This is a genomic window from Blautia sp. HCP3S3_C4, assembly GCF_052064095.1.
Classification (GTDB): domain Bacteria; phylum Bacillota; class Clostridia; order Lachnospirales; family Lachnospiraceae; genus Blautia_A.
Map to the genome: position 1 here is coordinate 47,482 of NZ_JBQHWF010000001.1, position 25,948 is coordinate 73,429.

Consider the following 25,948-nt stretch of genomic DNA (forward strand, 5'->3'; position numbering starts at 1 on the left):
AGCAAAATGATAAAATCATATTTATTGGGGATTGATATCGGAACAAGTGCCTGCAAGGTTGCGGTATTTGACAGGAATGGAAAAGTTCTTGCAGCAGCCAGTGGTGATTATCCGGTATATTATCCACATGAGGGATGGGCAGAGCAGAACCCTGAGGAATGGTGGGATGCAGTCTGCCGTGCAACAAAGGAAACAATACAGAAGGCAGATATCACTGCAGATGAGATTGCAGGAATCGGGATTGATGGTCAGAGCTGGTCTGCAATTCCAATTGACAGAGAGGGTAACGTGCTGGCCAATACACCAATCTGGATGGATACGAGAGCACAGTCTATTTGTGACAGACTGAATCAGGAGATTGGACAGGAGGAGATTTTTGAGGTAGCAGGAAATTCTCTTCAGCCCTCTTATTCTACTGCAAAGATCCTTTGGTACAAAGAAAATCTTCCGGAGGTATACGCAAAAATCCACAAGATTCTTCAGTCCAACAGCTATATTGCATTTAAACTGACAGGTGCGCTTACCCAGGATGTGTCACAGGGATATGGATTGCATTGCTTCAATATGAAGAAGGGTTGCTGGGATGAAAAGATGTGTGAACGTCTTGGAATCCCCATGGAATTTCTTCCGGAAATCTGTGACTGTGACCATGTGGTTGGAAAAGTTACCGGGAAGGCAGCTGCAGAGTGTGGACTTGTGGAAGGGACTCCGGTAGTTGCCGGTGGACTTGATGCAGCCTGCGGAACTCTTGGTGCAGGTGTGATCCATTCCGGTGAAACACAGGAGCAGGGCGGACAGGCCGGAGGAATGAGCATTTGTACAGAGGAATATAAGGCTGATCCGAGACTGATCCTGAGCTATCACGTTGTCCCGGGTAAATGGCTTCTTCAGGGAGGAACCACCGGAGGCGGCGGTGTAATGCGCTGGTTTGAACGTGAATTTGCAGATTATGAACGGATGATGAAAGAACAGACAGGTGCCTCATCCCTGGATCAGCTTAATAAAATTGCAGAAAAAGTTGCACCAGGCTGCGAGGGAATGGTATTTCTTCCATATATGTCAGGAGAGCGTTCTCCTATCTGGAATCCATATGCAAAGGGTGTTTTCTATGGATTGGATTTTGCAAAAACAAAAGGACATATGGTCCGCGCCTGCATGGAAGGGGTGGCATTTTCCCTGCGGCACAATCTTGAAGTGGCCAGAGAAGCCGGGGCAGAGGCAGATGTATTGAGAGCTATGGGCGGTTCTGCCAACTCCCTGCTCTGGACACAGATCAAATCCGATATTACAGGAAAACCGATCATAGTGCCGGCATCTGATACGGCAACCACCCTTGGTGCCGCACTTCTGGCAGGAGTGGGAGTAGGTTTTTACAAAGATTATGAGGAAGCAGTTTCACTTACGGTCAAAGAGACCCGCCACCATGAACCGGATCCGAAGAACAAAGCAGTTTATGATAAAACTTTTGAGACTTATATAGAACTTTATAAATCTTTGGCGCACATAATGACTGCAAAATAAAAAGCAGAATTCATGAAAGGAGAAATATATTATGAAAGCAGCAGTAGTAGTTGCAAATGAAGATGTACAGTATCAGGAAATGGAAGAACCTAAGGTGACCAAAGGAACTGTTAAGATACGTGTCAGATATTCTGGTATCTGTGGTTCAGACATTCCGCGTGTCCTGAATCACGGGGTTCATTTTTATCCAATCGTACTTGGACATGAGTTTTCCGGAGATGTAGTGGAAGTTGGGGAAGGTGTGACTAAGGTAAAAGTGGGAGACCGTGTTTCCGGCGCACCGCTTCTTCCATGTATGAAATGTGATGACTGTCAGCAGGGAAATTTTTCTCTCTGTAAGCACTACAGCTTCATAGGCTCCAGACAGCAGGGAAGTAACGCAGACTATGTGGTTGTGCCGGAGCAGAACGCCGTTCCTTTTGAAAGCAGTGTTCCATATGAGCAGGGAGCAATGTTTGAGCCTGCAACTGTTGCAATCCACGGTGTATTCCAGAATGATTACCACGGTGGCGAGTATGTTGCAATTCTTGGCGGTGGTACAGTTGGAATGTTTACCATGCAGTGGACCAAGATCTTTGGTTCCAAGAAAGTGGTAGTTTTTGATATTAGTGAGGAACGCCTTGAGCTGGCGAAACGTCTTGGTGCAGATGAAGTCATCAATACCAGAGAAGAAGGATATATGGAAAAGGCTATGGCGATCACAGGTGGCAAGGGTTACGGTTTTGTCTTTGAGACAGCAGGACAGGTTCCAACCATGCATATGGCATTTGAGCTGGCTGCAAACAAAGCACATGTCTGCTTTATCGGAACCCCTCATGAGAACCTGACATTTACACCGGCGCAGTGGGAAAATATGAATCGTAAAGAATTCAAGCTGACCGGCTCCTGGATGTCTTACAGTGCCCCTTATCCGGGACGTGAATGGGATCTGACTGCACATTATTTTGCAACAGGTCAGCTGAAATTTGATCCTGGATTTATCTACAAAAAAATTCCAATGAGTCAGGCACAGGAAGCATTCCAGTTATTTAAAACACCTGGACTTGTAAAAGGAAAGATTCTTTTGTCAAATGAGGAAGAATAAGATGATACTTACAGTGACATTAAATGCTGCAATCGATAAAAGATATGTAGTAGATGATTTTAAAATAGGAGAAGTAAATCGTGTACGACAATGTTCATATGTTCCTGGTGGTAAGGGACTTAATGTTTCCAAGCCAGCTTCCATTTATGGGGCAGAGGTTGTGGCAACCGGGTTTGTAGGCGGGCATGCGGGAAACTACATTGAAGAGGCTTTGAAACCATTTGGTATTAAGGGAGATTTTTATCATGTGGATGCGGAGAGCAGATCCTGTATTAATATCTGGGATGAAGTTAACCATGTGCAGACAGAATTCCTTGAGCCGGGTTTTACTTTGACAGAAGAAGATTTTCAAGGATTTGAAGAGAAATTCAGAGAACTGGTAAAAGATGCTGATGTAGTTTCCATGTCAGGAAGTGTTCCCAAGGGGCTTGATGGAACTGCATATCAGAGACTGGTCAGAATCGTCAAAGAAGCCGGCAAACCGGTGATTCTTGACACCAGTGGGAAACTGCTGAAAATGGGAATTGAAGCTTGTCCGACACTGATTAAACCGAACATAGATGAAATTCGAATGCTGACAGGTAAACAGTGTGATAATATTCAGGATATTATTGAAGCTGCCAAAACAATTCATGAAAAAGGGGTTGAAATCGTAGCAGTTTCCCTTGGAGCAGACGGTTCTCTGGCAGTAGGAAAGGATGGCATCTTCCGTGCAGTTGTGCCGAAAATCGATGCAGTAAATACAGTAGGCTGCGGAGATTCCATGATTGCAGGTTTTGCACTTGGATTGAGTCAGGGACTTTCATTGGAAGAGACTTTAAGAAGTGCCAGTGCGATTTCCGCAGCATCAGCCATGCGTGAGGAGACTGGATTTTTCGTAATGGAAGATATGGAAAAACTACTTCCGTTAATCAAGATTAAAAAATTATAATAATAAAATCAGGAGGAAATAAAAATGGCAGAATTCATTGATCCGGCGATTGTGCCGAAAGTAACGCTTCCGTCAGGAGAGAAAGTACCTTGTATGGGTATGGGAACCTTTGGTTCTGACCGTGTAAATGCAGAAGAAGTATCTGAGGCTGTGGCAGGTGCGATCCGCAGCGGATATCGTATGTTTGACTGTGCAGCATGCTATGGAAATGAGCATCAGATTGGTGAAGTTTTCAGGGCAGCCTTTGATGAAGGGGTAGTAGAAAGAAAAGATCTTTTCATTATGACAAAGGTATGGAATGACATGCATAGAAAGGTAGAAGAAGCCTGCACCAGAAGCATTGAGGATCTTCAGTGTGACTATGTGGATCTGTATTTTATCCACTGGCCATTCCCGAACTACCATGCACCATTCTGTGATGTAGATTCCAGAAATCCGGAATCCAGACCTTTCAGTGTGGAGGAATTTATGGATACCTATCGTCAGTGTGAGAAACTGGTAGAAAAAGGTAAGATCCGCTATATCGGTATTTCCAATATGACTATTCCAAAACTGGAAGCAGTTCTTCCGTTAATGAAGATCAAACCGGCGGCATGTGAACTGGAGCTGCATCCATGTTTCCAGCAGCAGGAACAGTATGATTATCTGATTGCTCATAACATCCAGCCGGTAGGATATATGCCACTTGGTTCTCCAAGAAGACCGGAAAGAGATATCTGCCCGGAGGATGTGGCTGATATGCAGACCCCAGAAATGCAGGAGATTGCCAAAGCGCATGGAGTACATCCGGCATTGATTGCCCTGAAATGGGCTCATCAGAGAGGGGAAATCTCCATTCCATTTTCTGTACATAACTATGTAAGTAACCTGAAATGTGTAACAGAAGATCCCCTGACTGATGAAGAAATGGCCAAGATCGCTACCCTGGAAAAAGGAAACCGACTTGTCAAAGGCCAGGTGTTCCTGTGGGAAGGCGCAAAGGACTGGCATGACCTGTGGGATGAAGATGGGGTTATTGTAAAATAAAGTGAGAAAAAGCATCTGTTAAAGCAGGTGCTTTTTGTTTTCAATATTTTATTGAGAAAAGCCTGAGAAAAGTTTAAAATAGGAAATAATAAAAAATAAACGAAAGGAGTTTTTATCATGAATAAGCGAACAGAGAGAATGAGCCGGAGTGCAGCTGAGAGAATTAACCGCAAAGATACAATGATTAGACAGAATAATGCAGAACTTGAGGAGCTGAGGAGTCAGTATGAGAATCTGGATATCTGCGAGGAGGATAAGCAGGTGATTGATGATTATATTGCCTGCAAAGATGCCAGAGCTGACAGGATGGCAGAGAAGCTCTATGAAAAGGGAAGAAAAGATGTAAAGAGATGTATCCGTATTCGAAAACTGATCCGCAGATGCATAATTCTGTCTGCCATTGTTACAGTGGTGCTGGTTCAGTATAATAAGAATGAAAAGCTGAGAGAAAGTATGGAGGAACTGCTGAAAATGTTCCGGGATGGAGTGTCTGGTGAAAATTTATAACTGATATAAATAACGCAGATAAAAATGTACTCTCGGAATCTTTTTACAAAAGTAAATACAAGGAAGACTCCGAGAGTGCATAAACGAAAAGGAGCAAGACAGCATGGAAACACAAAGATACTCAATTTTGTACAGCAGTAAAACAGGGAACACAAAGAAGCTTGCGGAGAAGATCAGGGAGGTACTGCCTGAGGAAAACTGTGACTATTTTGGAACAGAAGGAGCAAAGGCTCTTTCTTCCGACATATTATACATTGGATTCTGGACAGATATAGGGAATGTAGATCCTGCAACACTTGAACTGTTAAAGAGTCTGAAAAACAAGAAGATCTTTCTGTTTGGAACAGCAGGTTTCGGAGGCAGTGAAGCCTATTTCCAGCAGGTTCTCGGGAAAGTTAAAGAATCTGTGGATGAGAGTAATACAGTGATGGGAGAATTTATGTGTCAGGGGAAAATGCCCCAGTCAGTCAGGGACAGATACGTAAAGATGAAAGAGAAGCCGGATCATGCGCCGAACCTGGATGAACTGATCCAGAATTTTGACAGGGCGTTATCTCATCCTGACAATGAGGATCTGGACAGACTGGAAGAAATAATCAGAAGAGACCTGAAAAAATAATGAAGTCTTGACTAACAGAGGGAACTGCGGTATAGTGCTCGTTACTAAAAAAGGTAATTCATAAATTTTTATAGATTTTCGCGAAAGAGAGGTAACGAGATATGACATTTTATCAGGAATTACAATTGAGTTCGACCGGCTCCAAGCAGCTGATCAGAAGCACCACAGACCCAAAAGAGAAAAGACGACACATTTTAATCTATAATTTTAAAGTGTATCTGGTTATGGCTTTTTGCGTAGCAGTGGTGAGCATGTACAGCAAGCTTACAGGAAGCAGCAACAGTGTAGTTGGTGTTACTGTTCTGTTGGCAGTGCTTGTGCTGCGGCAGGCAGATTTCGGGATCAGGACAACACATGGACTGCTTTCCATTGCAGGGATCTTCGGAATGCCGGCAGCAGTAGCACTTCGTATAGGTGCCAATGTACTGGGAGCAGCCTATACGGTAATCTGCAATAAAGTGACAGATAAAGTAGCAGAATACATAGGCGCAAACAGATGCGCAGAAAGTCTTCAGGGATAAAGGGAACATTAATATATAATTAGCAGAGGGAGGAGAAAGAACATGAAACAGGATACCCTGGAAGGCAGGGCGAAAACGAAAAATGGTGTAAAACGATTATGCTTTTCCGCAGTATGTATTTTACTGGAAGCAGCTTTTATCATTGCTATGATCACAAAGCTGAATCAATATGCGGAGATTATCAATCTGATGACAAGGCTTCTTGCAGGTGTACTGGTTCTTAAGCTGTATGCGTCAGACCAGACTTCATCTATGAAAATGCCCTGGGTTATTTTGATCCTTGTATTCCCTATCTTGGGAGTGGGATTGTACTTACTGATTGGTCTCAATGGCGGTACCCGTAAAATGCGGGAGCGTTATGACCAGATCGACAGGGAACTTCTGCCGTTGCTTCCCAATGACAGTGAGTGCAGGGAAACGCTTGGTAGGAAAATCCCGAAGGCAGGCAATATTTCTGATTATATACAGAAAAATGCCTCCTATCCGGTCTATCAGAATACAGATGTTATTTATTATGATGAGGCAGTCAAAGGGCTGGAGGCTCAGCTGGCAGATCTGGCAAAGGCAGAGAAATTCATTTTTATGGAATATCATGCCATTGAGGATGCACAGGCCTGGCATAAAATCCAGAGAGTTCTGGAAGATCGCGTAAAGGCGGGAGTGGAAGTCAGAGTGTTTTATGACGACATGGGTTCCATTGGATTTATCAATACAGACTTTATTAAGAAAATGGAAAATGTGGGAATCCACTGCAGAGTGTTCAATCCTTTTACTCCGGGTCTGAATGTGTTTCTGAATAACCGGGATCACCGCAAGATCACAGTAATTGATGGAAAAGTAGGATTTACCGGCGGTTACAACCTTGCTAATGAATATTTTAATTTCACACATCCTTATGGACAGTGGAAGGACACAGGTATCCGTCTGGAGGGGGAGGCTGTACGTTCCCTGACAGTAACATTCCTGGAGATGTGGAATGCTGTCAGTGATAAGGATAAAAATGACAGTGATTTTACCGAATTTCTGGTCCAGACAGATTATCAGGCAAAGCAGACAGGCTTTATCCAACCCTATGCGGACAGTCCTATGGATCATGAACAGGTAGGTGAAGAAGTGTATATCAGTATGGTGAATAAAGCGGAAAAATATTGCTGGTTTATGACTCCGTACCTGATCATCACAGATGAAATGACCCATGCTCTGTGTCTGGCAGCCAAGCGAGGGGTAGATGTAAGGATCATTACACCTGGTATTCCGGATAAAAAGATGATCTACAATATCACACGCTCCTTTTACCATGGACTGGTAAAACATGGAGTGCGTATTTACGAATGGACACCTGGTTTCTGTCATGCAAAGATGAGTGTGGCAGATGATTGTATGGCAACCTGCGGAACCATAAATCTGGATTACAGAAGTCTGTATCATCATTTTGAAAACGGCTGCTTTATGGCAGACTGCCAGGCAGTTCTGGATATCCGAAATGATCTTGCAGCAACCATGGATGAATGCCGTGAAGTGACAGAACAGTACAGTACCGGACGCAGCGCGTATCTGCGCCTGGGACAGCTGTTTATGAGGTTATTTGCGGGACTATTATAACGTTACTGTTTACTCCGTTCACAGTAACGTAGCCAAAATTCATTCCAGATTGCCTGCGGCAATGGAATTTTGGCTTGTATGTCTCGGGATTTTGGCATATCATGCCAAAACACCTCGCGGGATAGTGGTGTGCGAACAGCAACATTATAACACTTGGAAAAAAGTAGGATATCGTGTACAATGGAATGGGTAATAGCAAAACTATTAAAATATGGGAGGAATTTTAACTATGGATCTTTCAATCTTAGTAAAAATGTCAAATACTTATGGAAGCAACCCTGCCTATGTTCTTGCAGGCGGTGGTAATACTTCTGTAAAAGACGACACCACATTGTATGTAAAAGGCTCTGGTACACAGCTTGCCACAATCAAGGCAGAGGAATTTGTGGAAATGAGCAGAACACGTTTGAATGAGATCATGAAGACAGATTATCCTGAAGATGATGTCAAACGTGAATCACTGTATCTTGCAGATGTTATGGCTGCAGTAACAGATGCTGACAAAACAAAACGTCCAAGTGTAGAAGCACTGCTTCATAACTTATTTGCCTATACTTATGTACTGCATGTTCATCCTACACTTGTCAATGGACTGACCTGCGGAAAAGGGGCAAAGGAACTCAGCGAACAGATCCTTGGAAAAGATGTACTCTGGATCGATATCTGCAAACCAGGTTATACACTTGCGCGTATCTGCTATGAGAAAATGAATGCTTACAAAGAAAAATTCGGAAAAGATGTTCAGGTTCTTCTGCTCCAGAATCACGGAATTTTCGTTGCAGCAAATACTGTAGAGGAAATTGGAGTGTTATTTGACGATGTGATCAGTAAATTAGAGAAACAGGTAAAGAGAACTGCTGATGTCAGTGATGCTGTTACACCTGAAAAAGAGCAGGCAGCAGAGAAGCTTTCCCAGTTACTGGGACATGCAGTAGAAGTGGTACCTGTAGCAGAAGCTGATCATTTTGTAAAAGATAAAGCAGCGGCTGCACCCCTTCTGAAACCATTTACACCGGATCACATTGTATACTGCGGGCCATATCCGTTATTTGTAGAAAATATCGATCAGGCAAAAGATGCGCTGGACGCATTTATGAAAGAGAATGACAAAGAGCCAAGACTGATCCTGGTACAGGGAGTTGGCGCCTTTATTATGGAAGATGATAAGGGAAAAGCTGCAAAAGCACAGCTTCTTGTAAAAGATGCGATTAAGCTTGCAGTATACGCAGAAAGCTTTGGCGGACCGCTTCACATGACAGATGATATTACATACTTTATCACACATTGGGAAGCAGAAGCATACCGCAGTAAGAAGTGATATAATAAAATATCCGCTTGCCTCAAACCAGGCAAGCAGCAAAGCGGATGATTTTATCCAATTGACTAAGGGAGTGTGAAAAAACATAAGTTTTTTCACACTCCCTTTAAGTTCAGGTAACTGTCCGGCATGCTGTGCAACACGGAACAGTTACGGATATTATTTTATTTTCAGGCTTTTCTGAAAGCGGCTCTCTTACGTTCTCTGGAATCCAGCAGTCTCTTACGGATACGGAGAGATTCCGGTGTAACCTCCAGAAGTTCATCCTGGTCGATGAAATCGATGGCCTGTTCCAGGCTGAGAACTCTTGGTGGAGTTAATTTCAGTGCATCATCAGCGGAAGAAGAACGTGTGTTAGTCAGATGCTTTGTCTTGCATACGTTCAGCTCGATATCTTCGGCTTTACCATTCTGTCCGATAACCATACCGCTGTAAACCTTTGCACCAGGTCCGATAAACAGAGTACCACGCTCCTGAGCTGCGAACAGACCATAAGTAACAGCTTCGCCAGCCTCGAAAGCAATCAGAGATCCCTGTTTTCTGTACTGGAAATCTCCCTTGTAAGGAGCATATCCGTCAAACATGGTATTGATAATGCCGGTACCCTTGGTGGAAGTAAGGAACTCACCGCGGAATCCGATCAGTCCACGGGAAGGAATGTGGAACTCCAGACGGACAGTACCGTCACTGGCAGTACTCATACCCTGCAGCTCACCTTTACGTTCGCTGAGCTTCTGGATCACAGTACCGGAAAATTCTTCCGGAACATCTACATAAGCGATTTCCATTGGTTCAAGTTTTTTGCCGCGCTCGTCTGTTTTGTACAGAACCTCCGGTTTACTTACTGCAAATTCATAGCCTTCACGTCTCATATTTTCGATCAGGACAGACAGATGAAGCTCTCCACGTCCGGAAACCTTAAATGCCTCTGTTGTTTCCGTATCTTCCACACGAAGGCTGACATCAGTGTTCAGCTCACGGTAGAGACGGTCACGAAGATGACGGGATGTGATGTATTTACCTTCCTGACCAGCCAGCGGACTGTCATTTACGATGAAGTTCATGGCGATAGTAGGCTCGGAAATCTTCTGGAAAGGAATTGCCTCCGGGTTTTCTCCACCGCAGAGAGTATCACCGATATGGATGTCTGCAATACCGGAACTAGCAACGATAGAACCAATTGTAGCTTCCTTTACTTCAACCTTATTCAGACCGTCAAACTCATAAAGCTTGCTGATCTTAACTTTCTTACGTTTGTCCAGATCATGATGGTTTAACAGAGTCAGCTCCTGATTTACTGCAATTGTACCATTCTCAACTTTACCTACACCGATACGTCCAACATATTCGTTGTAGTCAATGGTACTGATCAGAACCTGAGTATCTGCATCAGGATCTCCCTCCGGAGCCGGGATATATTTCAGGATAGCGTCAAACAGCGGAGCCATATCCTTAGGAGTATCATTTAAGTCGATCACAGCATGACCTGCTTTTGCAGAAGCATACAGGAACGGACAGTCAAGCTGCTCATCAGAAGCACCAAGATCCATAAGAAGTTCCAGAACTTCATCTACAACCTCGTCAGGACGAGCCTCGGGACGGTCGATCTTGTTGATACAAACGATTACATGGAGATCAAGTTCAAGGGCTTTCTTAAGAACGAATTTAGTCTGAGGCATAGCACCTTCGAAAGCATCAACGAGAAGAATAACACCGTCTACCATCTTAAGTACACGTTCTACCTCGCCACCGAAATCAGCATGTCCTGGTGTGTCGATGATGTTGATCTTTGTATCTTTGTAATGAATAGCTGTATTCTTGGATAAAATAGTGATGCCACGTTCACGTTCGATGTCATTGGAGTCCATGACACGTTCCTGAACTTCCTGGTTCTCACGGAATACACCGCTCTGTTTCAGAAGCTGGTCAACCAGAGTTGTTTTACCGTGGTCAACGTGTGCGATAATGGCTACGTTACGGACGTCTTCACGTTTTGTTCTCATAAAATGATTTCCTTTCCTCTTTACTAAATGATTGGTAATGTATTTATTCCTATTATATGTGTTTTTTTCTTCAATAAGTTACCCGATTTTCCAGTTTACCACATTTTCCACAGATTACAAGGTGTTATAATAATTTTTTTTATTTTTACAGATTCTGGTTCTAAACAGGAAAGCCTGTACATAACCTTATAAAGAACAATATAAGGTACGCCAGGGCAGGAGAACAGAAACTGCAGTCTGTCCTGAGAGGAAGGAGAACAAATTATGGCAGATAAAATTATTGAAAACAATCAGGTATCAATGATGGGCAAGATTGCAGCAGGATTTACCTTCAGCCATCAGGTGTTTGGTGAAGGCTTTTATATGACAGAGCTTATGGTAAAAAGGCTCAGCGATTCAGAGGACAGGATTCCGGTAATGGTTTCGGAACGGCTGATCGATGTGACACAGGATTATATTGGAGAGTATGTAGAGATTCACGGACAGTTTCGTTCCTATAACAGGCATGAGGAGAAACATAACCGTCTGGTGCTTTCTGTGTTTACCAGAGAACTGAAATTTGTAGAGGAAGAAGATGATATAGTTCCGGTAAACCAGATTTTTCTGGATGGCTATATCTGTAAACCTCCGGTATACCGGAAAACTCCTCTGGGACGGGAGATCGCGGATCTGCTTCTGGCTGTGAACAGACCTTATGGAAAATCTGATTACATACCTTGCATCTGCTGGGGCAGAAATGCCCGATATGCTTCTGCCTTTGAAGTGGGTGGCCATGTACTGATCTGGGGCAGAATCCAGAGCAGGGAATATATGAAACGGACAGGAGAAAATGAGACAGAGAAAAGAGTGGCTTATGAGGTATCTGTGAGCAAACTGGAATATATAGAATAAAAGATTCTGCATTCTGCTGCCTGTGAACAGTGACCGGGAAATAACATTTACTTGCAATTATTCAGAAACTGAGGTAATATAAGCGTATTCAAAAACAATTCAGGTCAGAGGCAGATACCTTTTGACTCTGACATTATTTTATTAGATTAAGAGGAATTGTCTGTCATGGAAAAGGAATTTACAGAAGTTTACTGTGGAAGTGGGAAAGGCAAGACTACTCTGGCAGTTGGCCAGTGCCTGAAAGCTTCTGCCAACGGTAAGAGTGTGATCATTATTCAGTTTCTGAAAGGTAAGGAGCGGCGAGAACTGGATTTTCTGGAGGAGCTGGAGAATCAGGATATCAAGATTTTCCGGTTCGAAAAGATGGAGAAATGCTATGAGCAGCTTAATGACCAGGAGAAAGAAGAGGAAAATAATAATATCCTGAATGCGTTGAATTTTGCAAGAAAGGTAATTGCTACTCAGGAATGTGATTTTCTGCTGCTGGATGAAATTCTTGGACTGCTGGATTATGGAATTGCAACAGAGGAGGCGTTGGAGGAAATCCTGAAGCTGAAGGATGACAGTATGCATATTATTCTTACAGGAAGAGTTTTACCGGAGGGACTGCGTAAATATGCAGACAGTGTAACCACATTGACAACAGAACTTCTGCACTGTGATAAGCAGTAAAGTGCTAACTGTTCACATGCTGTTATTCCGCCAGGTGTTGAGACGGAAAGTTGATAATAAAAAAGATAGCTACAGAAGAATAAGGAGGAAAGCAAATGGCAATTTTTAAAGGTGCGGGCGTTGCAATCGTAACCCCTATGTATGAGGATGGTAAGGTTAATTATGACAAGCTTGAGGAGCTTCTGGAGTTCCAGATCGCCAACAGTACAGATGCCATCATTATCTGTGGAACCACAGGTGAGTCATCTACTATGACACATGGAGAACATCTTAAAACAATCAAATTTGCAATTGATAAAGTAAATAAAAGAGTGCCTGTTATTGCAGGTACAGGTTCCAACTGTACAGAAACTGCGATCATGATGTCAAAAGAGGCAGCTTCCTATGGTGCAGATGCACTGCTGGTGGTAACTCCTTATTATAATAAGGCAACACAGAAGGGACTGATCGCTCATTATACAGCCATTGCTGAAGCTGTACCGGAAACTCCGATTATTATGTATAATGTACCAAGCCGTACCGGATGTAACATTCAGCCTGCAACAGCAGTAGCTCTTGCAAAGAATGTAAAGAACATCGTTGGTATCAAGGCTGCAAGCGGAGATCTGTCACAGATCGCAACGATGATGTCCATGGCTGACGGATGCATTGAACTGTATTCCGGAAATGATGACCAGGTATTGCCGATCCTTTCACTTGGCGGACTTGGAGTGATTTCTGTACTTTCTAACGTGGCTCCCAAGGAAACTCATGATATGGTCATGAAATTCCTGGAAGGAGATATCAAGGGTGCAGCTGAGATCCAGTTAAAGGCAATCCCACTGATCCATGCATTATTCAGCGAAGTAAATCCTATTCCTGTAAAAGCAGCCCTGAACCTGATGGGTAAGGAAGCAGGCCCGCTTCGTATGCCGCTGACAGAAATGGATGATGCAAATAAAGCAGTTCTGGCACAGGCTATGAAGGACTTCGGTATCAAACTGGCATAAGGAACAGGACAACGGAATTTGAAAGGAAATTACAAATGGTAAAGATTATTATGCATGGCTGCAACGGCCACATGGGGCAGGTGATTTCCGGACTTGTAGCACAGGATCCGGATGCGGAGATTGTAGCTGGTATTGATGTAGCAGACCAGGGTAAGAACAGCTATCCTGTTTACACAAATATGAAAGAATGTCAGGTAGAAGCAGATGCTCTGATCGATTTTTCTTCTGCCAAAGCGACAGATGCACTTTTAGATTATTGTGCAGAACGTAAGCTTCCGGTAGTTTTATGTACTACAGGATTAAGCGAGGAGCAGCTTGCGAAGGTGGAAGAGACAGCGAAGAAAGTAGCTGTTCTGAAATCTGCCAATATGTCTCTGGGTATTAATACATTAATGAAACTGATCCAGGATGCGGCAAAAGTTCTGGCTACAGCAGGTTTCGATATGGAGATCGTGGAGAAACATCATCGTCTGAAACTGGATGCACCCAGCGGAACAGCGCTGGCTCTGGCAGACAGCCTGAATGAGGCTATGGATAACCAGTATCATTATACTTATGACCGCAGCCAGAGACGTCAGATGCGTGATGATAAAGAAATCGGTATTTCTGCTGTACGAGGCGGTACGATCGTGGGAGAGCATGAAGTGATCTTTGCAGGTCCCGATGAAGTGATCGAGTTTAAGCATACTGCATATTCCAAGGCCGTATTTGGCAAGGGAGCGGTTGAAGCAGCCAAGTTCCTGGCAGGTAAACCGGCAGGACGTTATGAAATGAGCGATGTGATCAGCGCTAAATAATACAAAAGAGGAAATACATTTATGTTATCTGTAAATGTACTTCCTCTTTTTTTATAATTTTTTATAAGTCAGGAGCGTAACTCCTTTTTCTGATATTGAGAAAACCATGGACAATAGAATCAATGCAGATATGCATAATTCAGCAGGGTGCGTGAATCCTGCCACCTGGCTGCAGAGGTCGGACCGCCAAGAACTACCGAAATATAGGTATGGCCTTTACTGGATTGGGATAAGCCTATGAAACAGTATTTGGCTTTGTTGGTAAATCCGGTTTTCATTCCCTGTACACCCGGAACATTTCCAAGAAGGGCATTTGTGGTGTTTACATAGAATCTGCGTCCTGTGTTCAGACTGCTGAAGGAATAAGAGCCTGTCCGGATCAGGCTGCGGAAGGTCTGGTTGCGAAGTGCATATCGGGCAATTATGGCAAGATCAGAAGCTGTGGTGTAGTGGTTATATCCTGCGTCCAGTCCATTTGGGGTAGCAAAATGTGTATTTGTGCATCCTATTTCAGCAGCCTTTTTGTTCATAAGCTTTACAAATTTGTCGGCAGAACCGCTGACATGTTCTGCAATGGCCACTGCAGTGTCATTATGGGAAGGAAGCATCAGTGAATATAGAAGATCCCGCAGGTAAAAAATTTCTCCTGCATTGGCATAGAGCTTGGAAGCTTCAATAGATGCTGCGTAGGGAGAGAATTTCACCTTTTCATTTAATTTACAGTTTTCCAGAGCAAGAATACAGGTCATGATTTTGTGGTACTTGCATTTGCATGAGGGACATCTGCGTTTTTGGAGTATATGACTTTTCCGGTGTCTGCATTGATTAAAAGTGCACAGTCAGATGACAGATTGTAATTTAATCCGGAATGATGCAGAACTCCACTGTTGTCAAAGTAATAATTTACTTTCTTGATCTTTTGCTGTCCTGTGACAGCTTTGTAGTCAGAACCAAAATAGAATTTTCTGCCGGAAGTATCGGTGCACCATCCGGTAATTGCTGCTCCGTCTTTTCCTGCATAGTAATAATCTCTCTTATAGTGAATCAGAGAGTTGCGGAACAGATATCCCTGGGAGCGGGTGCCGAAGTAGTATTTTTTACCGTTGACAGTGTGCCAGCCTGAGTTACATTACTGCTGAAAATAAGAAAAAATACAGTAAGGAACAGTAAAAAAATATTGCTTTTTCTCTTCATAAGACATCTCCTGTAAAATTAATAAAGAATATATGTGTTACTAATAATCAGAATAGCGCGAAAAAGTAAGTTTTTCCAGTATAGTACAAATTTTTTTGCACATATTAAACATACAAAGGTTACTGTTTACTTTGTGATCGGTAACGTACAATATTAATTCCGGAAGAATCTGTCCTGTCAGGGTGGAAGAGACCCGGAGAAAGGGAGAAAAATATGAGAAAAAATGCAAAAAAAATTTTGGTGGGCGCTGTGCTGATTCTGACTCTGGCTATTTTTACAGCCTGTGGGAGCAGTAATAATGCGGATGAGGTGGAAAAAGAGAATAACAAGACAACAGAGGAAAATGTGGCAGAAAATGAGAGTGTAGATAAGAATGATACAGACAGCAGTGAAAAAGATGAGAAGGGTACAGATGAGAATAGGGAAGAACAAAAGAAAGAAGACAGTAACAATGATGGCACTGTATCCGGTGAGCTTGGAAACAGTGTAAAGGATCTGGGCGAAGGCGTGGGAAATGCTGTTGAGGATGTGGGAGATGCAGTGGGAAATGCCACGGAAGGAAGGTAAGCCCTAAGCTTTTTGGAACGGTAGTGCGGATTTATGGGATGGGATCGTTGCTGGGAACGAAGTGAACAGTAACACAATAAATCCGCACTGTAAGTCCCGGGTTGCGGTATTGAGATAATTTATGGTATTATCATGATAAAGTGTAAGGCGGCAGCCACTGCAGATAAAAATATACGGAGGTAGAAAAGAATATGAGATTTCGCCCATGTATTGATATACATAATGGAAAAGTAAAGCAAATAGTAGGAGGGAGCCTGACAGATGTGCAGGATCAGGCAGAGGAGAATTTTGTGTCAGAACAGGACGGTGCATTTTATGCCAGGTTATACAGGGAAGCCGACTTAAGCGGCGGGCATGTGATTCTTCTTAACAGCCAGGATTCTCCATATTATGAGGCAACCAGGGCACAGGCATTTCTGGCGCTGAAGGCTTATCCCGGAGGTCTGCAGCTTGGAGGTGGGGTGAATCCTCAAAATGCAGGTGTTTATCTGGATGCAGGAGCCAGCCATGTGATTGTTACCTCTTATGTATTCAGGGATGGCAGGATTTCCTGGGAAAAGCTGGAGGAAATGGAGCAGGCTGCAGGACGGGAACATCTGGTCCTGGATCTAAGCTGCAGAAAAAAGGAAAACAGCTATTATATAGTTACAGACCGCTGGCAGAAATTCACAGATGTACCGGTAACCCTGGAGACTATGGAAGAGCTGGGTGAACACTGTGATGAGTTCCTGGTACATGCAGTGGATGTAGAAGGAAAAGCCCATGGAGTAGAGACGGAGCTGGCGGAGCTCCTCAGCGGATATACAAAGCGGCCGGTTACCTATGCCGGAGGTGTTGGTTCTATGGCTGATATTGAACTGCTGAGAAAATATGGGAAAAATAATCTGGATGTTACGGTAGGTAGTGCACTGGATCTTTTTGGAGGGAAAATCCCGTTCAGAGAGCTTGCAGAACTGCGCTAAAAGGTATACTGAATCTGCATGACCTTTATAATTGCGGCAGGAATTAGAGAATACATAGGAAAATAACAGAAAAAATGTGAAATTTTTATAAAATGATGTTAAAATTCGGAAAGGTGTGTTATAATAGGTTCATCAAACAGCAAAGGGGATGGAAGCATGAAATTTATCATCAGCGGAAAAAATATAGCAGTTACCGAGGGACTGAGAACGGCGGTAGAGGATAAGCTCGGCAAACTGGAAAGGTATTTCACTCCTGACACCGAGATTGTAGTAACTTTAAGTGTTGAAAAAGAAAGACAGAAAATTGAAGTGACAATTCCTGTAAAAGGCAACATCATCCGTTCTGAGCAGATCAGCAATGATATGTATGTATCTATTGATCTTGTGGAAGAGGTCATTGAACGTCAGCTTCGCAAATACAAAAATAAACTGGTAGACAAACAGCAGGCAGCAGCCAATTTCCAGAAAGCATATCTGGACAAGGATTACGAGGAAGATGAAGAAGTTAAGATCATCCGTACCAAGAAATTCGGCATCAAGCCAATGTATCCGGAGGATGCATGTGTACAGATGGAGCTTCTGGGACATAATTTCTTTGTATTCTATAATGCAGAGACAGATCAGGTAAATGTAGTGTACAAACGTAAAGGTAATACTTACGGACTGATCGAGCCGGAATTTTAGTACATTGTTTCATAAATTCTAAAAGATCATAGAAATTCAGCCAGGTTTGGAAAAGGGAAATTTCCCAGGTTCCGGCCTGGCTGTTTTTATTTGTCTGTGAGTTTTGACGTAGTATGGAAAATATGATAAAATGTAAGGAAATTGCAGCTGTGAAAAAAGACAGCTGTAAAAAATCCTGAAAAGAAAAGAGGAACAGAACATTATGAGAGAAGCTGGAGTTTTAATGCCAGTTTCTGCACTTCCATCCCGTGTAGGTGCAGGAGAGCTTGGTGAATCAGCATTTCATTTTATAGAATTGTTAAAGAAAAATCATGTCAGGATCTGGCAGATTCTTCCTTTGAACCCTGTAGGATATGGAAATTCTCCCTATCAGCCATATTCTTCCTGTGCAGGAGATGACATTTATATCAGTCTGGATACTCTGGCAGAAGAGGGACTGCTCAAAAAATCACCAATGCTTTTTCTGGAAAAGTGTAAAAAGGTGGATTATGAAAGAGTCCGTCAGTACAGAGAGCCCTATCTGAGAGCGGCATTTATGGCTTTTGTGGAGCAAAAGGGCTATGAGAAACCAGAGTATAAAGAGTTTGCTGCTCAATCCTGGGTCTATGAATATGGTGTTTTCCGTGCATTAAAGAAAGCAAACAACGGAGCCTGCTGGAATGAATGGCCAGAGGAAGACCGTACCTGGCCTGAGAACAGACACGTACTGGATACAGAGGCAGAAGCAGAAGCAAGATACCAGATGTTCCTTCAGTATATTTTCTATACCCAGTGGATGAAAGTAAAGAAAGCTGCCAATGAAGCAGGAATCCAGATTATGGGAGATGTTCCTTTCTATGTGGGACAGGACTCTGTGGATGTGTGGGGCGGAAAGGATAATTTCCTTCTGGACACAGATGGACGTCCGATTTTTATTGCAGGGGTACCACCGGATTATTTCAGCGCAGTAGGACAGAGATGGGGAAATCCAATCTATGATTGGGAGCATATGAAAGAGCAAGGCTATCAGTTCTGGACAGACAGGATTGGATATAGTAATAAACTTTTTGATATTATCCGTATTGACCATTTTCGTGCATTTGACACATACTGGAAGATTCCAGCTTCCTGTCCTACTGCCATTGAAGGGGAGTGGATCGAGGCACCGGGTTATGAGGTTATCGATATTCTGCAGGATAAGATTCCGGGACTGAACCTGGTGGCTGAGGATCTGGGAGATCTTCGCCCGGAAGTACTTACCCTGAAGGATCATTACCATCTGAAGGGAATGAAGGTCTTCCTTTTCTCTGTTGAAACAGGTGGAAAATATGCCCGAGATATTTTCCATGATGTGGAAAACATGATCTTCTATACAGGAACTCATGATAATGATACAGTGATGGAATGGTATGGCAGGCTCAGCACAGCAGCCAGGAGAAAATTCCGCAAATTCCTGAAGCGCAACGGAGCAAAACAGGGATCTGTAAAGGACAGAGTGCTGGCTTATACTCTGGGCAATCAGGCAGAATATGCTATTATTCCGATGGCAGATATTCTTGGACTTGGAAAAGAGGGTCATATTAATACACCTGGAACCATCGGTTCCCCTAACTGGGAATGGCATTTGCCGGATTTTGTACAGGCAGAGAAGGAACTGGTTTCTTATGGCCGTCTGATTGTAAAGACAGGCAGAAGTTAAGTCTTTGGTTTGCGGTTTTGTTCTTGGTTTGTTCATGAAATATTTATTGTGTTCCGCCATGGAAAGTGTTAAAATGTTCATTGTTATGTATTAAATGAGATAGTGTATGCTCTAAAAAAGATAAACAGGAGTTAAATTTATGAATATGTTTTCAAAAGTATTCGGGAGCCGCAGCCAGCGAGAGGTAAAGCGCATTATGCCTTTGGTGGACAAGATTGAAAGTCTGCGCCCGGAGATGCAGAAGTTAAGTGATGAGGAACTGAAAGGAAAGACCAGAGAGTTTAAGAAACGTCTGGAAGAGGGAGAGACACTGGATGATCTTCTTCCGGAGGCATTCGCAGTTGTTCGTGAGGCCGGCAAGCGTGTTCTGGGCATGGAGCATTTCCGCGTACAGCTTATCGGTGGTATTATTCTCCACCAGGGTCGTATTGCAGAGATGAGAACCGGTGAAGGTAAAACTCTGGTAGCTACTCTTCCCTCTTACCTGAATGCCTTGGAGGGTAAAGGTGTGCATATCGTAACTGTCAATGATTACCTGGCAAAGCGTGATGCAGATGAGATGGGACAGATCCACAGATTCCTGGGACTGACAGTAGGCGTTGTACTGAATGATATGAAGCAGGATGAGCGTCGTGCTGCATATAACTGTGATATTACTTATGTCACCAATAATGAGCTTGGTTTCGATTATCTGCGTGACAACATGGTTATCTATAAAGAACAGCTGGTTCAGAGAGATCTGCACTACTGTATCATCGATGAGGTGGACTCCATTCTTATCGACGAGGCACGTACCCCTCTTATTATTTCCGGACAGAGCGGTAAGTCAACCAAGTTATACGAGGCTTGCGATATCCTTGCGCAGCAGTTAGAGCGTGGTGAAGCCAGCCATGAGATGACTAAGATGGCAGCCATTATGGGTGAGGAGGTTATCGAGACCGGTGATTTCGTTGTAAATGAGAAGGATAAGATCGTCAATCTGACAGAGCAGGGTGTTCATAAAGTTGAGAATTTCTTCCATATTGAGAACCTGGCTGATCCGGAAAATCTGGAAATCCAGCATAATATTACTCTTGCACTTCGTGCACATAACCTGATGCATAAGGATCAGGATTATGTAGTAAAGGATGATGAGATCCTGATCGTAGATGAATTTACCGGACGTATTATGCCGGGCCGTCGTTATTCCGATGGACTTCATCAGGCAATTGAAGCAAAAGAGCATGTTAAGATCAAACGTGAGAGTAAGACTTTGGCAACTATTACATTCCAGAACTTCTTTAATAAATATGACAAGAAGGGTGGTATGACTGGTACAGCTATTACAGAGGAAAAAGAGTTCCGTGATATCTATGCAATGGACGTTGTTGAGATCCCGACTAACAGACCGGTTATCCGTGTTGATCATGAAGATGCTGTTTATATGACAAAGAAAGAGAAATTCAATGCAGTTGTCAATGCTGTAGTGGAGGCTCATGCAAAACAGCAGCCTGTACTGGTTGGTACAATTACAATTGAAACTTCTGAATTACTCAGCCGCATGCTGAAAAGACAGGGAATCAAGCATAATGTATTGAATGCCAAGTTCCATGAACTGGAGGCAGAGATCGTAGCACAGGCAGGTCAGGCAGGGGCAGTTACCATTGCCACTAACATGGCTGGCCGTGGTACGGATATTAAGCTGGATGATGTGGCAAGAAATGCCGGTGGCCTGATGATCATCGGTACAGAGCGTCATGAATCCAGACGTATTGATAATCAGCTCCGTGGACGTTCCGGTCGACAGGGAGACCCGGGTGAATCCCGTTTCTACATCTCTCTGGAGGATGACCTGATGCGTCTGTTTGGTTCTGAGAGACTGATGAAGATCTTTACTTCTCTGGGTGTTGCAGAGAATGAGCAGATTGAGCATAAGATGCTTTCCAATGCTATTGAGAAAGCACAGGAGAAGATTGAGTTTAATAACTTTGGTATTCGTAAAAATCTTCTGGATTATGACCAGGTTAATAATGAACAGCGTGAGATCATTTACAAAGAGCGTCGTCAGGTGCTGGATGGTGAGAACATGCGGGATGCTATTTACAATATGATCCAGGATACAGTAGACAGCTATGTGGATATGTGCTTCTCTGATGATGTAGATTCTGAAGAGTGGGATCTGAATGAATTCAACGGAGCTATCAGCCCGATCATTCCTCTCAAACCTCTGACACCGGAGAGTGTAAAGGGCAAGAGAAGAAATGAGATCAAGCATGAACTGAAGGAAGAGGCTGTGAAGCTTTACGAAACAAAAGAAGCTGAGTTCCCGGAACCGGAGCAGCTTCGTGAGCTGGAGCGTGTAGTTCTGCTGAAGAGCATTGACAGCAAATGGATGGATCATATTGATGATATGGAAATCCTTCGTCAGGGTATTGGACTGGCAGCTTATGGACAGAGAGATCCGGTTGTTGAGTACAAGATGAATGCCTTTGATATGTTTAATGAAATGATCAATTCTATCCAGGAGGATACTCTCCGTATGCTGTATCATGTACATGTAGAGCAGAAGATAGAGAGAGAGCAGGTTGCCAAGGTTACCGGAACCAACAAAGATGACAGTGGTGTGAAGAAGCCGGTTCAGAGAAAGGAAATCAAGGTATACCCAAATGATCCGTGTCCATGTGGAAGCGGAAAGAAATATAAACAGTGCTGCGGACGCAAGAAACCAGCCTGATGCTGATGTGTTAAATCATATCAACAGGGGGAAATTATTATGAAAAGAGAGTCTTTTGGCTCCCGTCTTGGCTTTATCCTGGTGTCTGCAGGATGTGCCATTGGTATAGGAAATGTGTGGAAGTTTCCATATATATGCGGAGCATATGGCGGAGCAGCCTTTATTTTGATTTATTTGTGTTTCCTGGTAATCCTGGGAATTCCGGTGCTGGTGTCAGAGTTTGCTGTAGGTCGTGGAAGCCATGTCAGTGTTGCAAAATGCTTTGACAGGCTGGCACCGGAGGGAACCTGCTGGAAACCTCTGAAATACATAGGCATTATCGGCTGCTATATGCTGATGATGTTTTACACTACCGTAGGCGGATGGATGCTGTATTACTGCTTCAAAAGCCTGCGGGGAGATTTTGTGGGAGCGGATACCGAGGCTGTTGCAGGGGCTTTTTCCAATATGATGGGAGATGCACCTACCATGATCCTGTGGATGGTGATTGTCTGTGTAATAGGCTTTATCGTCTGCTTCATGGGATTGCAGAATGGTATTGAGAAAATTACCAAGGTAATGATGAGCGCTTTGCTGATCATTATGCTGGTCCTGGCAGTTCATTCTGTGATGATGGACGGAGCCGGTGAGGGAATTAAATTCTACCTTATTCCTGACTTTCAGAAAATCAGAGATGCAGGACTGGGAAATGTGATCTTTGCGGCATTGAGCCAGTCGTTCTTTACTCTGTCCATAGGTATCGGTGCCATGCTGATCTTCGGAAGCTATCTGGATAAATCCAGAAGTCTCACAGGGGAGGCTGTAAGCATTACAGTGCTGGATACCTTTGTGGCACTGACAGCAGGATTTATTATTATCCCGGCATGTTTTTCCTATGGAATCCAGCCGGATGCAGGCCCAAGCCTGATTTTTATCACTTTGCCCAATATTTTTGCGAAAATGAGCGGAGGGGTGCTGTGGGGAAGCCTGTTTTTCCTTTTCCTCAGTTTTGCAGCGATTTCAACGATCATTGCTGTATTTGAGAATCTGATCGCATTTAATATGGAAATGTTTGGATGGAATCGTAAGAAAAGTGTATTGGTGTGTGCGATTCTGGTAATATTGTTAAGTCTTCCATGTGTGCTGGGATTCAATGTATGGTCTGATATTCAGCCTTTGGGAGAGGGAAGCACCATTATGGATCTGGAGGATTTTATTGTCTCCAATAACCTTCTGCCACTGGGCAGTCTGGGATATCTTTTGTTCTGTACCAGAAAAAATGGCTGGGGATGGGATAATTTTATTGCAGAAGCCAATGCAGGTGCAGGAATGAAATTTCCCAAGAGCCTGAGAGGTTATGTAGCTTATGGCATTCCCGCTATTGTAATCGTGATTTATCTTAAGGGATATTATGATAAATTTGTAGGTATGGGAGCAGGAGTGCTGGCTGGCTGGATGATCGTAGCACTGGCACTGCTTGGTTTTGTGTTTTATTGTGCATTTGGCACAAGGAAAAGAAAAAGATAAATTAATGTAAGAGAAAAAGCAGCAGATCACTCTGGGATGACTCAGAGGGTCTGCTGCTTTTTGGATGCTCCGGGAGACTGTTGGAATTGTTTGCGGTAGGCTCTGGAAAAAGTACTGTATTCTGCAAAACCACTTTCCTGGGCGGCTTTGATCACAGGCATTCCCTGGTCAATAAGGGATCTGGCCATAAGAAGGCGTTTGCTTACGATATAGTTGTGAAGGGTATATCCGGTTTCTTCTTTGAATTTGCGCATAAGATGATATTTACTTACATAATATCTGGCGGCAAGCTTTTCCACAGACAGATCTGCCTGCAGATTGTGATTGATATACTGGAGAAGGCTGGCAATCTGTGAGTCGTAGGAATAGGATTTCTTATCATAAATATATTGTTTTTCCAGAAAAATCCGGTTGAGATATACCATAAATTCCTGGAACAGCGCCTGGGTCAGGATCTCCTGTCCGAAGGCATGGGTTCTGGCAGAGTCTTCAAGCTGGAAGAGAGTTTCCTTTAATTTTTCCTGGAGATCGGAGCTCAGGCGGATAAGGTTGTAGCTGCGGTCTCTGGCCTTCTGGAAGCAGCTGAGCAGTTCCTGATGGGGAATATCATTCTGGATCCAGAGGATGAAGCGTTCATAGGAAACAGAAGAATCAATCTCCGGTCTGTGAATGGCATGTCTGTCTACAAGAAGAATATCCCAGGGCTTCAGAGGGTATGACCTGCCTTCAATATGGTAGGTGGCTTTGCCGGAGAGAAAGATCACTACTTTATGAAAATCATGATAATGCCAGGAAAACTCCCGGCTGGCCTGATCCCTGAGATGAAAAAGTCGGAAGGCTTCGTTGAGATATCCTGTTTTTTCGGATGGTTCATTTCGATCTGTGAAAAACATTTGTCTATCCTCCTTTCCATATCATATCATTTGCTCTTGTAATACTGCAAGAGTAAGATGAAAAAAATATGCTATAAAAATATTGACATTAGATAAAGATAATAGTATCATAAAAACACAAAGTTAATAGAAAAGCTTTGTAACTATTTCGAATGGGTAAAGAAATAGAAAACTGAATAGGCAGGTGATGCGTATGGGAAAGACTGTGATATCAGGAAGTTGGTATGGCAGTCTTTTTTTGTTATTACCGCACTATTTGCAATATAAAGCGCAGTTTAATCTATATACATAGTAAAAAATTAAATATATAATAATAGAAAATAAAACTGGATGCAAAATATTTTTTGATTTTCGTTTCATTGTTAAGGTAAAGGGGAATAAAATTATGAATCATACAATTATTATGAGTAAATATCAAGGGCTTGGAAATGATTATCTGATCCTGGATCCAAAGAAAAACAAAGTTGAGCTTCAGGGAAAAAAGGTGGCACTTCTCTGCCAGAGAGGTTTTGGGCTTGGCGCAGATGGTGTGTTGTATGGACCGGTGGAGATGGAAGGAAAGCTGGGTGTCCGCATTTATAATGCAGATGGAAGTGAATCTGCGATCAGTGGTAACGGAGTACGTATTTTTGCCAAATATCTGATGGATCAGGGATATGTGACGGAGAAAAAATTTGATATTGAAACTCTGTCAGGAACTATTCATGTTGAATGTCTGAATGGCCGTGCCACGGAATTCCGGGTGAATATGGGCAAGGCTTCCTTTGTTTCCAGGGAAATTCCTGTAACAGGGGAAATGCGAGAAGTGATTAATGAATCCTTTATTTTTAATAAGAAGGAATATAAGGCTACCTGCCTGACTGTAGGAAATCCCCATTGTATTATTTTTACAGATCAGGTCAGCGAAGATCAGGTAAAGAACCTGGGACCTTATGTAGAAAATGCAGATGAATTTCCGGAGAGAATGAATCTGCAGATCTGCCATCAGATTGATAAAGGAAATCTGGATATTGAGATCTGGGAGAGGGGCTCCGGATATACCAAGGCTTCCGGTACCGGAAGCTGTGCAGCTGCAATGGCAGCCTATAAGCTGGGACTGGTAGAATCCAGGATTAATGTAAACCAGCCTGGCGGTATGATACAGATTGATATTGCAGAGGATGAGACTATCTACATGACAGGAACTGTAGGGTACATTGCAGATGTCAGTGTGGCAGAGAGCTTTTTCTCATAAGGATTGATATTTTCCATACAGATTTCATTTGTATTT

At 43.2% G+C, this 25,948-nt stretch carries 22 protein-coding genes and 1 pseudogene; 20 read left to right on the forward strand and 3 right to left on the reverse strand.

Annotated features, from left to right (window positions below; translation table 11 throughout):
• The first annotated feature begins 6 nt into the window (after nt 1-6).
• The 9 genes and pseudogenes from xylB to ACTNC6_RS00295 all read left to right on the forward strand — a co-directional run bounded on the left by xylB (nt 7) and on the right by ACTNC6_RS00295 (nt 9,129).
• Nucleotides 7-1,521 (forward strand): xylulokinase, encoded by a 1,515-nt coding sequence (gene xylB, locus ACTNC6_RS00255; protein ID WP_441042924.1) that lies wholly within the window; start codon nt 7-9, stop codon nt 1,519-1,521.
• 31 nt (nt 1,522-1,552) lie between these two features.
• Nucleotides 1,553-2,605: a galactitol-1-phosphate 5-dehydrogenase gene (locus tag ACTNC6_RS00260; RefSeq protein ID WP_433844820.1), complete on the forward strand. Its 1,053-nt coding sequence runs from the start codon at nt 1,553-1,555 to the stop codon at nt 2,603-2,605.
• Nucleotide 2,606: 1 nt separating this feature from the next.
• Nucleotides 2,607-3,536 carry a 1-phosphofructokinase gene (gene pfkB, locus ACTNC6_RS00265; protein ID WP_441033621.1) on the forward strand — a complete coding sequence of 310 codons (930 nt, stop codon included), beginning with the start codon at nt 2,607-2,609 and terminating at the stop codon, nt 3,534-3,536.
• A 24-nt stretch (nt 3,537-3,560) separates the two neighbouring features.
• A complete protein-coding gene (locus tag ACTNC6_RS00270; protein ID WP_441033624.1) occupies nt 3,561-4,562 on the forward strand; it encodes an aldo/keto reductase in 1,002 nt (333 codons plus the stop codon).
• Nucleotides 4,563-4,679: 117 nt separating this feature from the next.
• Entirely contained in the window at nt 4,680-5,069 is a 390-nt protein-coding gene (locus ACTNC6_RS00275) for a hypothetical protein (protein WP_441033627.1), read from the forward strand.
• A gap of 103 nt (nt 5,070-5,172) precedes the next feature.
• Entirely contained in the window at nt 5,173-5,688 is a 516-nt protein-coding gene (bilS, locus tag ACTNC6_RS00280; protein WP_441042925.1) for a flavodoxin family protein BilS, read from the forward strand.
• Nucleotides 5,689-5,789: 101 nt separating this feature from the next.
• Nucleotides 5,790-6,077, forward strand: a pseudogene (locus ACTNC6_RS00285) (FUSC family protein); the annotation flags it as partial.
• A 174-nt stretch (nt 6,078-6,251) separates the two neighbouring features.
• The gene (gene cls, locus ACTNC6_RS00290) at nt 6,252-7,811 is read left to right on the forward strand and encodes a cardiolipin synthase (protein WP_008706252.1); all 1,560 of its coding nucleotides are present in this window, start codon (nt 6,252-6,254) and stop codon (nt 7,809-7,811) included.
• Between the two features lie 229 nt (nt 7,812-8,040).
• Nucleotides 8,041-9,129, forward strand: coding sequence for a class II aldolase/adducin family protein (locus tag ACTNC6_RS00295; RefSeq protein ID WP_441042926.1), 1,089 nt, complete (start codon nt 8,041-8,043; stop codon nt 9,127-9,129).
• 170 nt (nt 9,130-9,299) lie between these two features.
• Here the strand turns inward: ACTNC6_RS00295 and typA are convergent, their stop codons facing one another.
• Nucleotides 9,300-11,132, reverse strand: a complete 1,833-nt coding sequence (gene typA, locus ACTNC6_RS00300) for a translational GTPase TypA (protein ID WP_441042927.1) — start codon at nt 11,130-11,132, stop codon at nt 9,300-9,302.
• Between the two features lie 264 nt (nt 11,133-11,396).
• Between typA and ACTNC6_RS00305 the strand changes: the two genes are divergently transcribed.
• The 4 genes from ACTNC6_RS00305 (at nt 11,397) to dapB (ending at nt 14,481) form a co-directional block, all read left to right on the forward strand.
• Complete coding sequence (locus tag ACTNC6_RS00305) at nt 11,397-12,023, forward strand: single-stranded DNA-binding protein (protein WP_441033636.1); 627 nt, start codon at nt 11,397-11,399, stop codon at nt 12,021-12,023.
• Between the two features lie 165 nt (nt 12,024-12,188).
• A complete protein-coding gene (locus ACTNC6_RS00310) occupies nt 12,189-12,695 on the forward strand; it encodes a cob(I)yrinic acid a,c-diamide adenosyltransferase (protein WP_441033639.1) in 507 nt (168 codons plus the stop codon).
• A 95-nt stretch (nt 12,696-12,790) separates the two neighbouring features.
• Nucleotides 12,791-13,684: a 4-hydroxy-tetrahydrodipicolinate synthase gene (dapA, locus tag ACTNC6_RS00315; protein WP_173743601.1), complete on the forward strand. Its 894-nt coding sequence runs from the start codon at nt 12,791-12,793 to the stop codon at nt 13,682-13,684.
• 35 nt (nt 13,685-13,719) lie between these two features.
• Nucleotides 13,720-14,481 carry a 4-hydroxy-tetrahydrodipicolinate reductase gene (gene dapB, locus ACTNC6_RS00320; RefSeq protein ID WP_303242969.1) on the forward strand — a complete coding sequence of 254 codons (762 nt, stop codon included), beginning with the start codon at nt 13,720-13,722 and terminating at the stop codon, nt 14,479-14,481.
• A gap of 119 nt (nt 14,482-14,600) precedes the next feature.
• Here the strand turns inward: dapB and ACTNC6_RS00325 are convergent, their stop codons facing one another.
• Complete coding sequence (locus ACTNC6_RS00325) at nt 14,601-15,230, reverse strand: D-alanyl-D-alanine carboxypeptidase family protein (RefSeq protein ID WP_441042928.1); 630 nt, start codon at nt 15,228-15,230, stop codon at nt 14,601-14,603.
• Nucleotides 15,231-15,888: 658 nt separating this feature from the next.
• On the opposite strand from ACTNC6_RS00325, the gene ACTNC6_RS00330 reads away from it, so the two are divergent.
• From ACTNC6_RS00330 to ACTNC6_RS00355, 6 genes are all read left to right on the forward strand, one after another.
• Nucleotides 15,889-16,242: a hypothetical protein gene (locus ACTNC6_RS00330; RefSeq protein ID WP_441042929.1), complete on the forward strand. Its 354-nt coding sequence runs from the start codon at nt 15,889-15,891 to the stop codon at nt 16,240-16,242.
• Between the two features lie 191 nt (nt 16,243-16,433).
• Complete coding sequence (gene hisA, locus ACTNC6_RS00335; RefSeq protein WP_303242967.1) at nt 16,434-17,204, forward strand: phosphoribosylformimino-5-aminoimidazole carboxamide ribotide isomerase; 771 nt, start codon at nt 16,434-16,436, stop codon at nt 17,202-17,204.
• Between the two features lie 156 nt (nt 17,205-17,360).
• Nucleotides 17,361-17,888 carry a ribosome hibernation-promoting factor, HPF/YfiA family gene (gene hpf, locus ACTNC6_RS00340; protein WP_173743596.1) on the forward strand — a complete coding sequence of 176 codons (528 nt, stop codon included), beginning with the start codon at nt 17,361-17,363 and terminating at the stop codon, nt 17,886-17,888.
• 175 nt (nt 17,889-18,063) lie between these two features.
• Nucleotides 18,064-19,566, forward strand: a complete 1,503-nt coding sequence (malQ, locus tag ACTNC6_RS00345) for a 4-alpha-glucanotransferase (protein ID WP_441043082.1) — start codon at nt 18,064-18,066, stop codon at nt 19,564-19,566.
• A 139-nt stretch (nt 19,567-19,705) separates the two neighbouring features.
• Entirely contained in the window at nt 19,706-22,279 is a 2,574-nt protein-coding gene (secA, locus tag ACTNC6_RS00350) for a preprotein translocase subunit SecA (RefSeq protein ID WP_441042930.1), read from the forward strand.
• 39 nt (nt 22,280-22,318) lie between these two features.
• On the forward strand, nt 22,319-23,785 hold the full coding sequence (locus ACTNC6_RS00355; protein WP_441042931.1) for a sodium-dependent transporter: 1,467 nt from the start codon (nt 22,319-22,321) through the stop codon (nt 23,783-23,785).
• A 41-nt stretch (nt 23,786-23,826) separates the two neighbouring features.
• Here the strand turns inward: ACTNC6_RS00355 and ACTNC6_RS00360 are convergent, their stop codons facing one another.
• Entirely contained in the window at nt 23,827-24,678 is an 852-nt protein-coding gene (locus ACTNC6_RS00360; RefSeq protein WP_433844830.1) for a helix-turn-helix domain-containing protein, read from the reverse strand.
• Between the two features lie 385 nt (nt 24,679-25,063).
• Between ACTNC6_RS00360 and dapF the strand changes: the two genes are divergently transcribed.
• Nucleotides 25,064-25,912: a diaminopimelate epimerase gene (gene dapF, locus ACTNC6_RS00365; protein WP_173743591.1), complete on the forward strand. Its 849-nt coding sequence runs from the start codon at nt 25,064-25,066 to the stop codon at nt 25,910-25,912.
• The last annotated feature ends 36 nt before the right edge of the window (nt 25,913-25,948 follow it).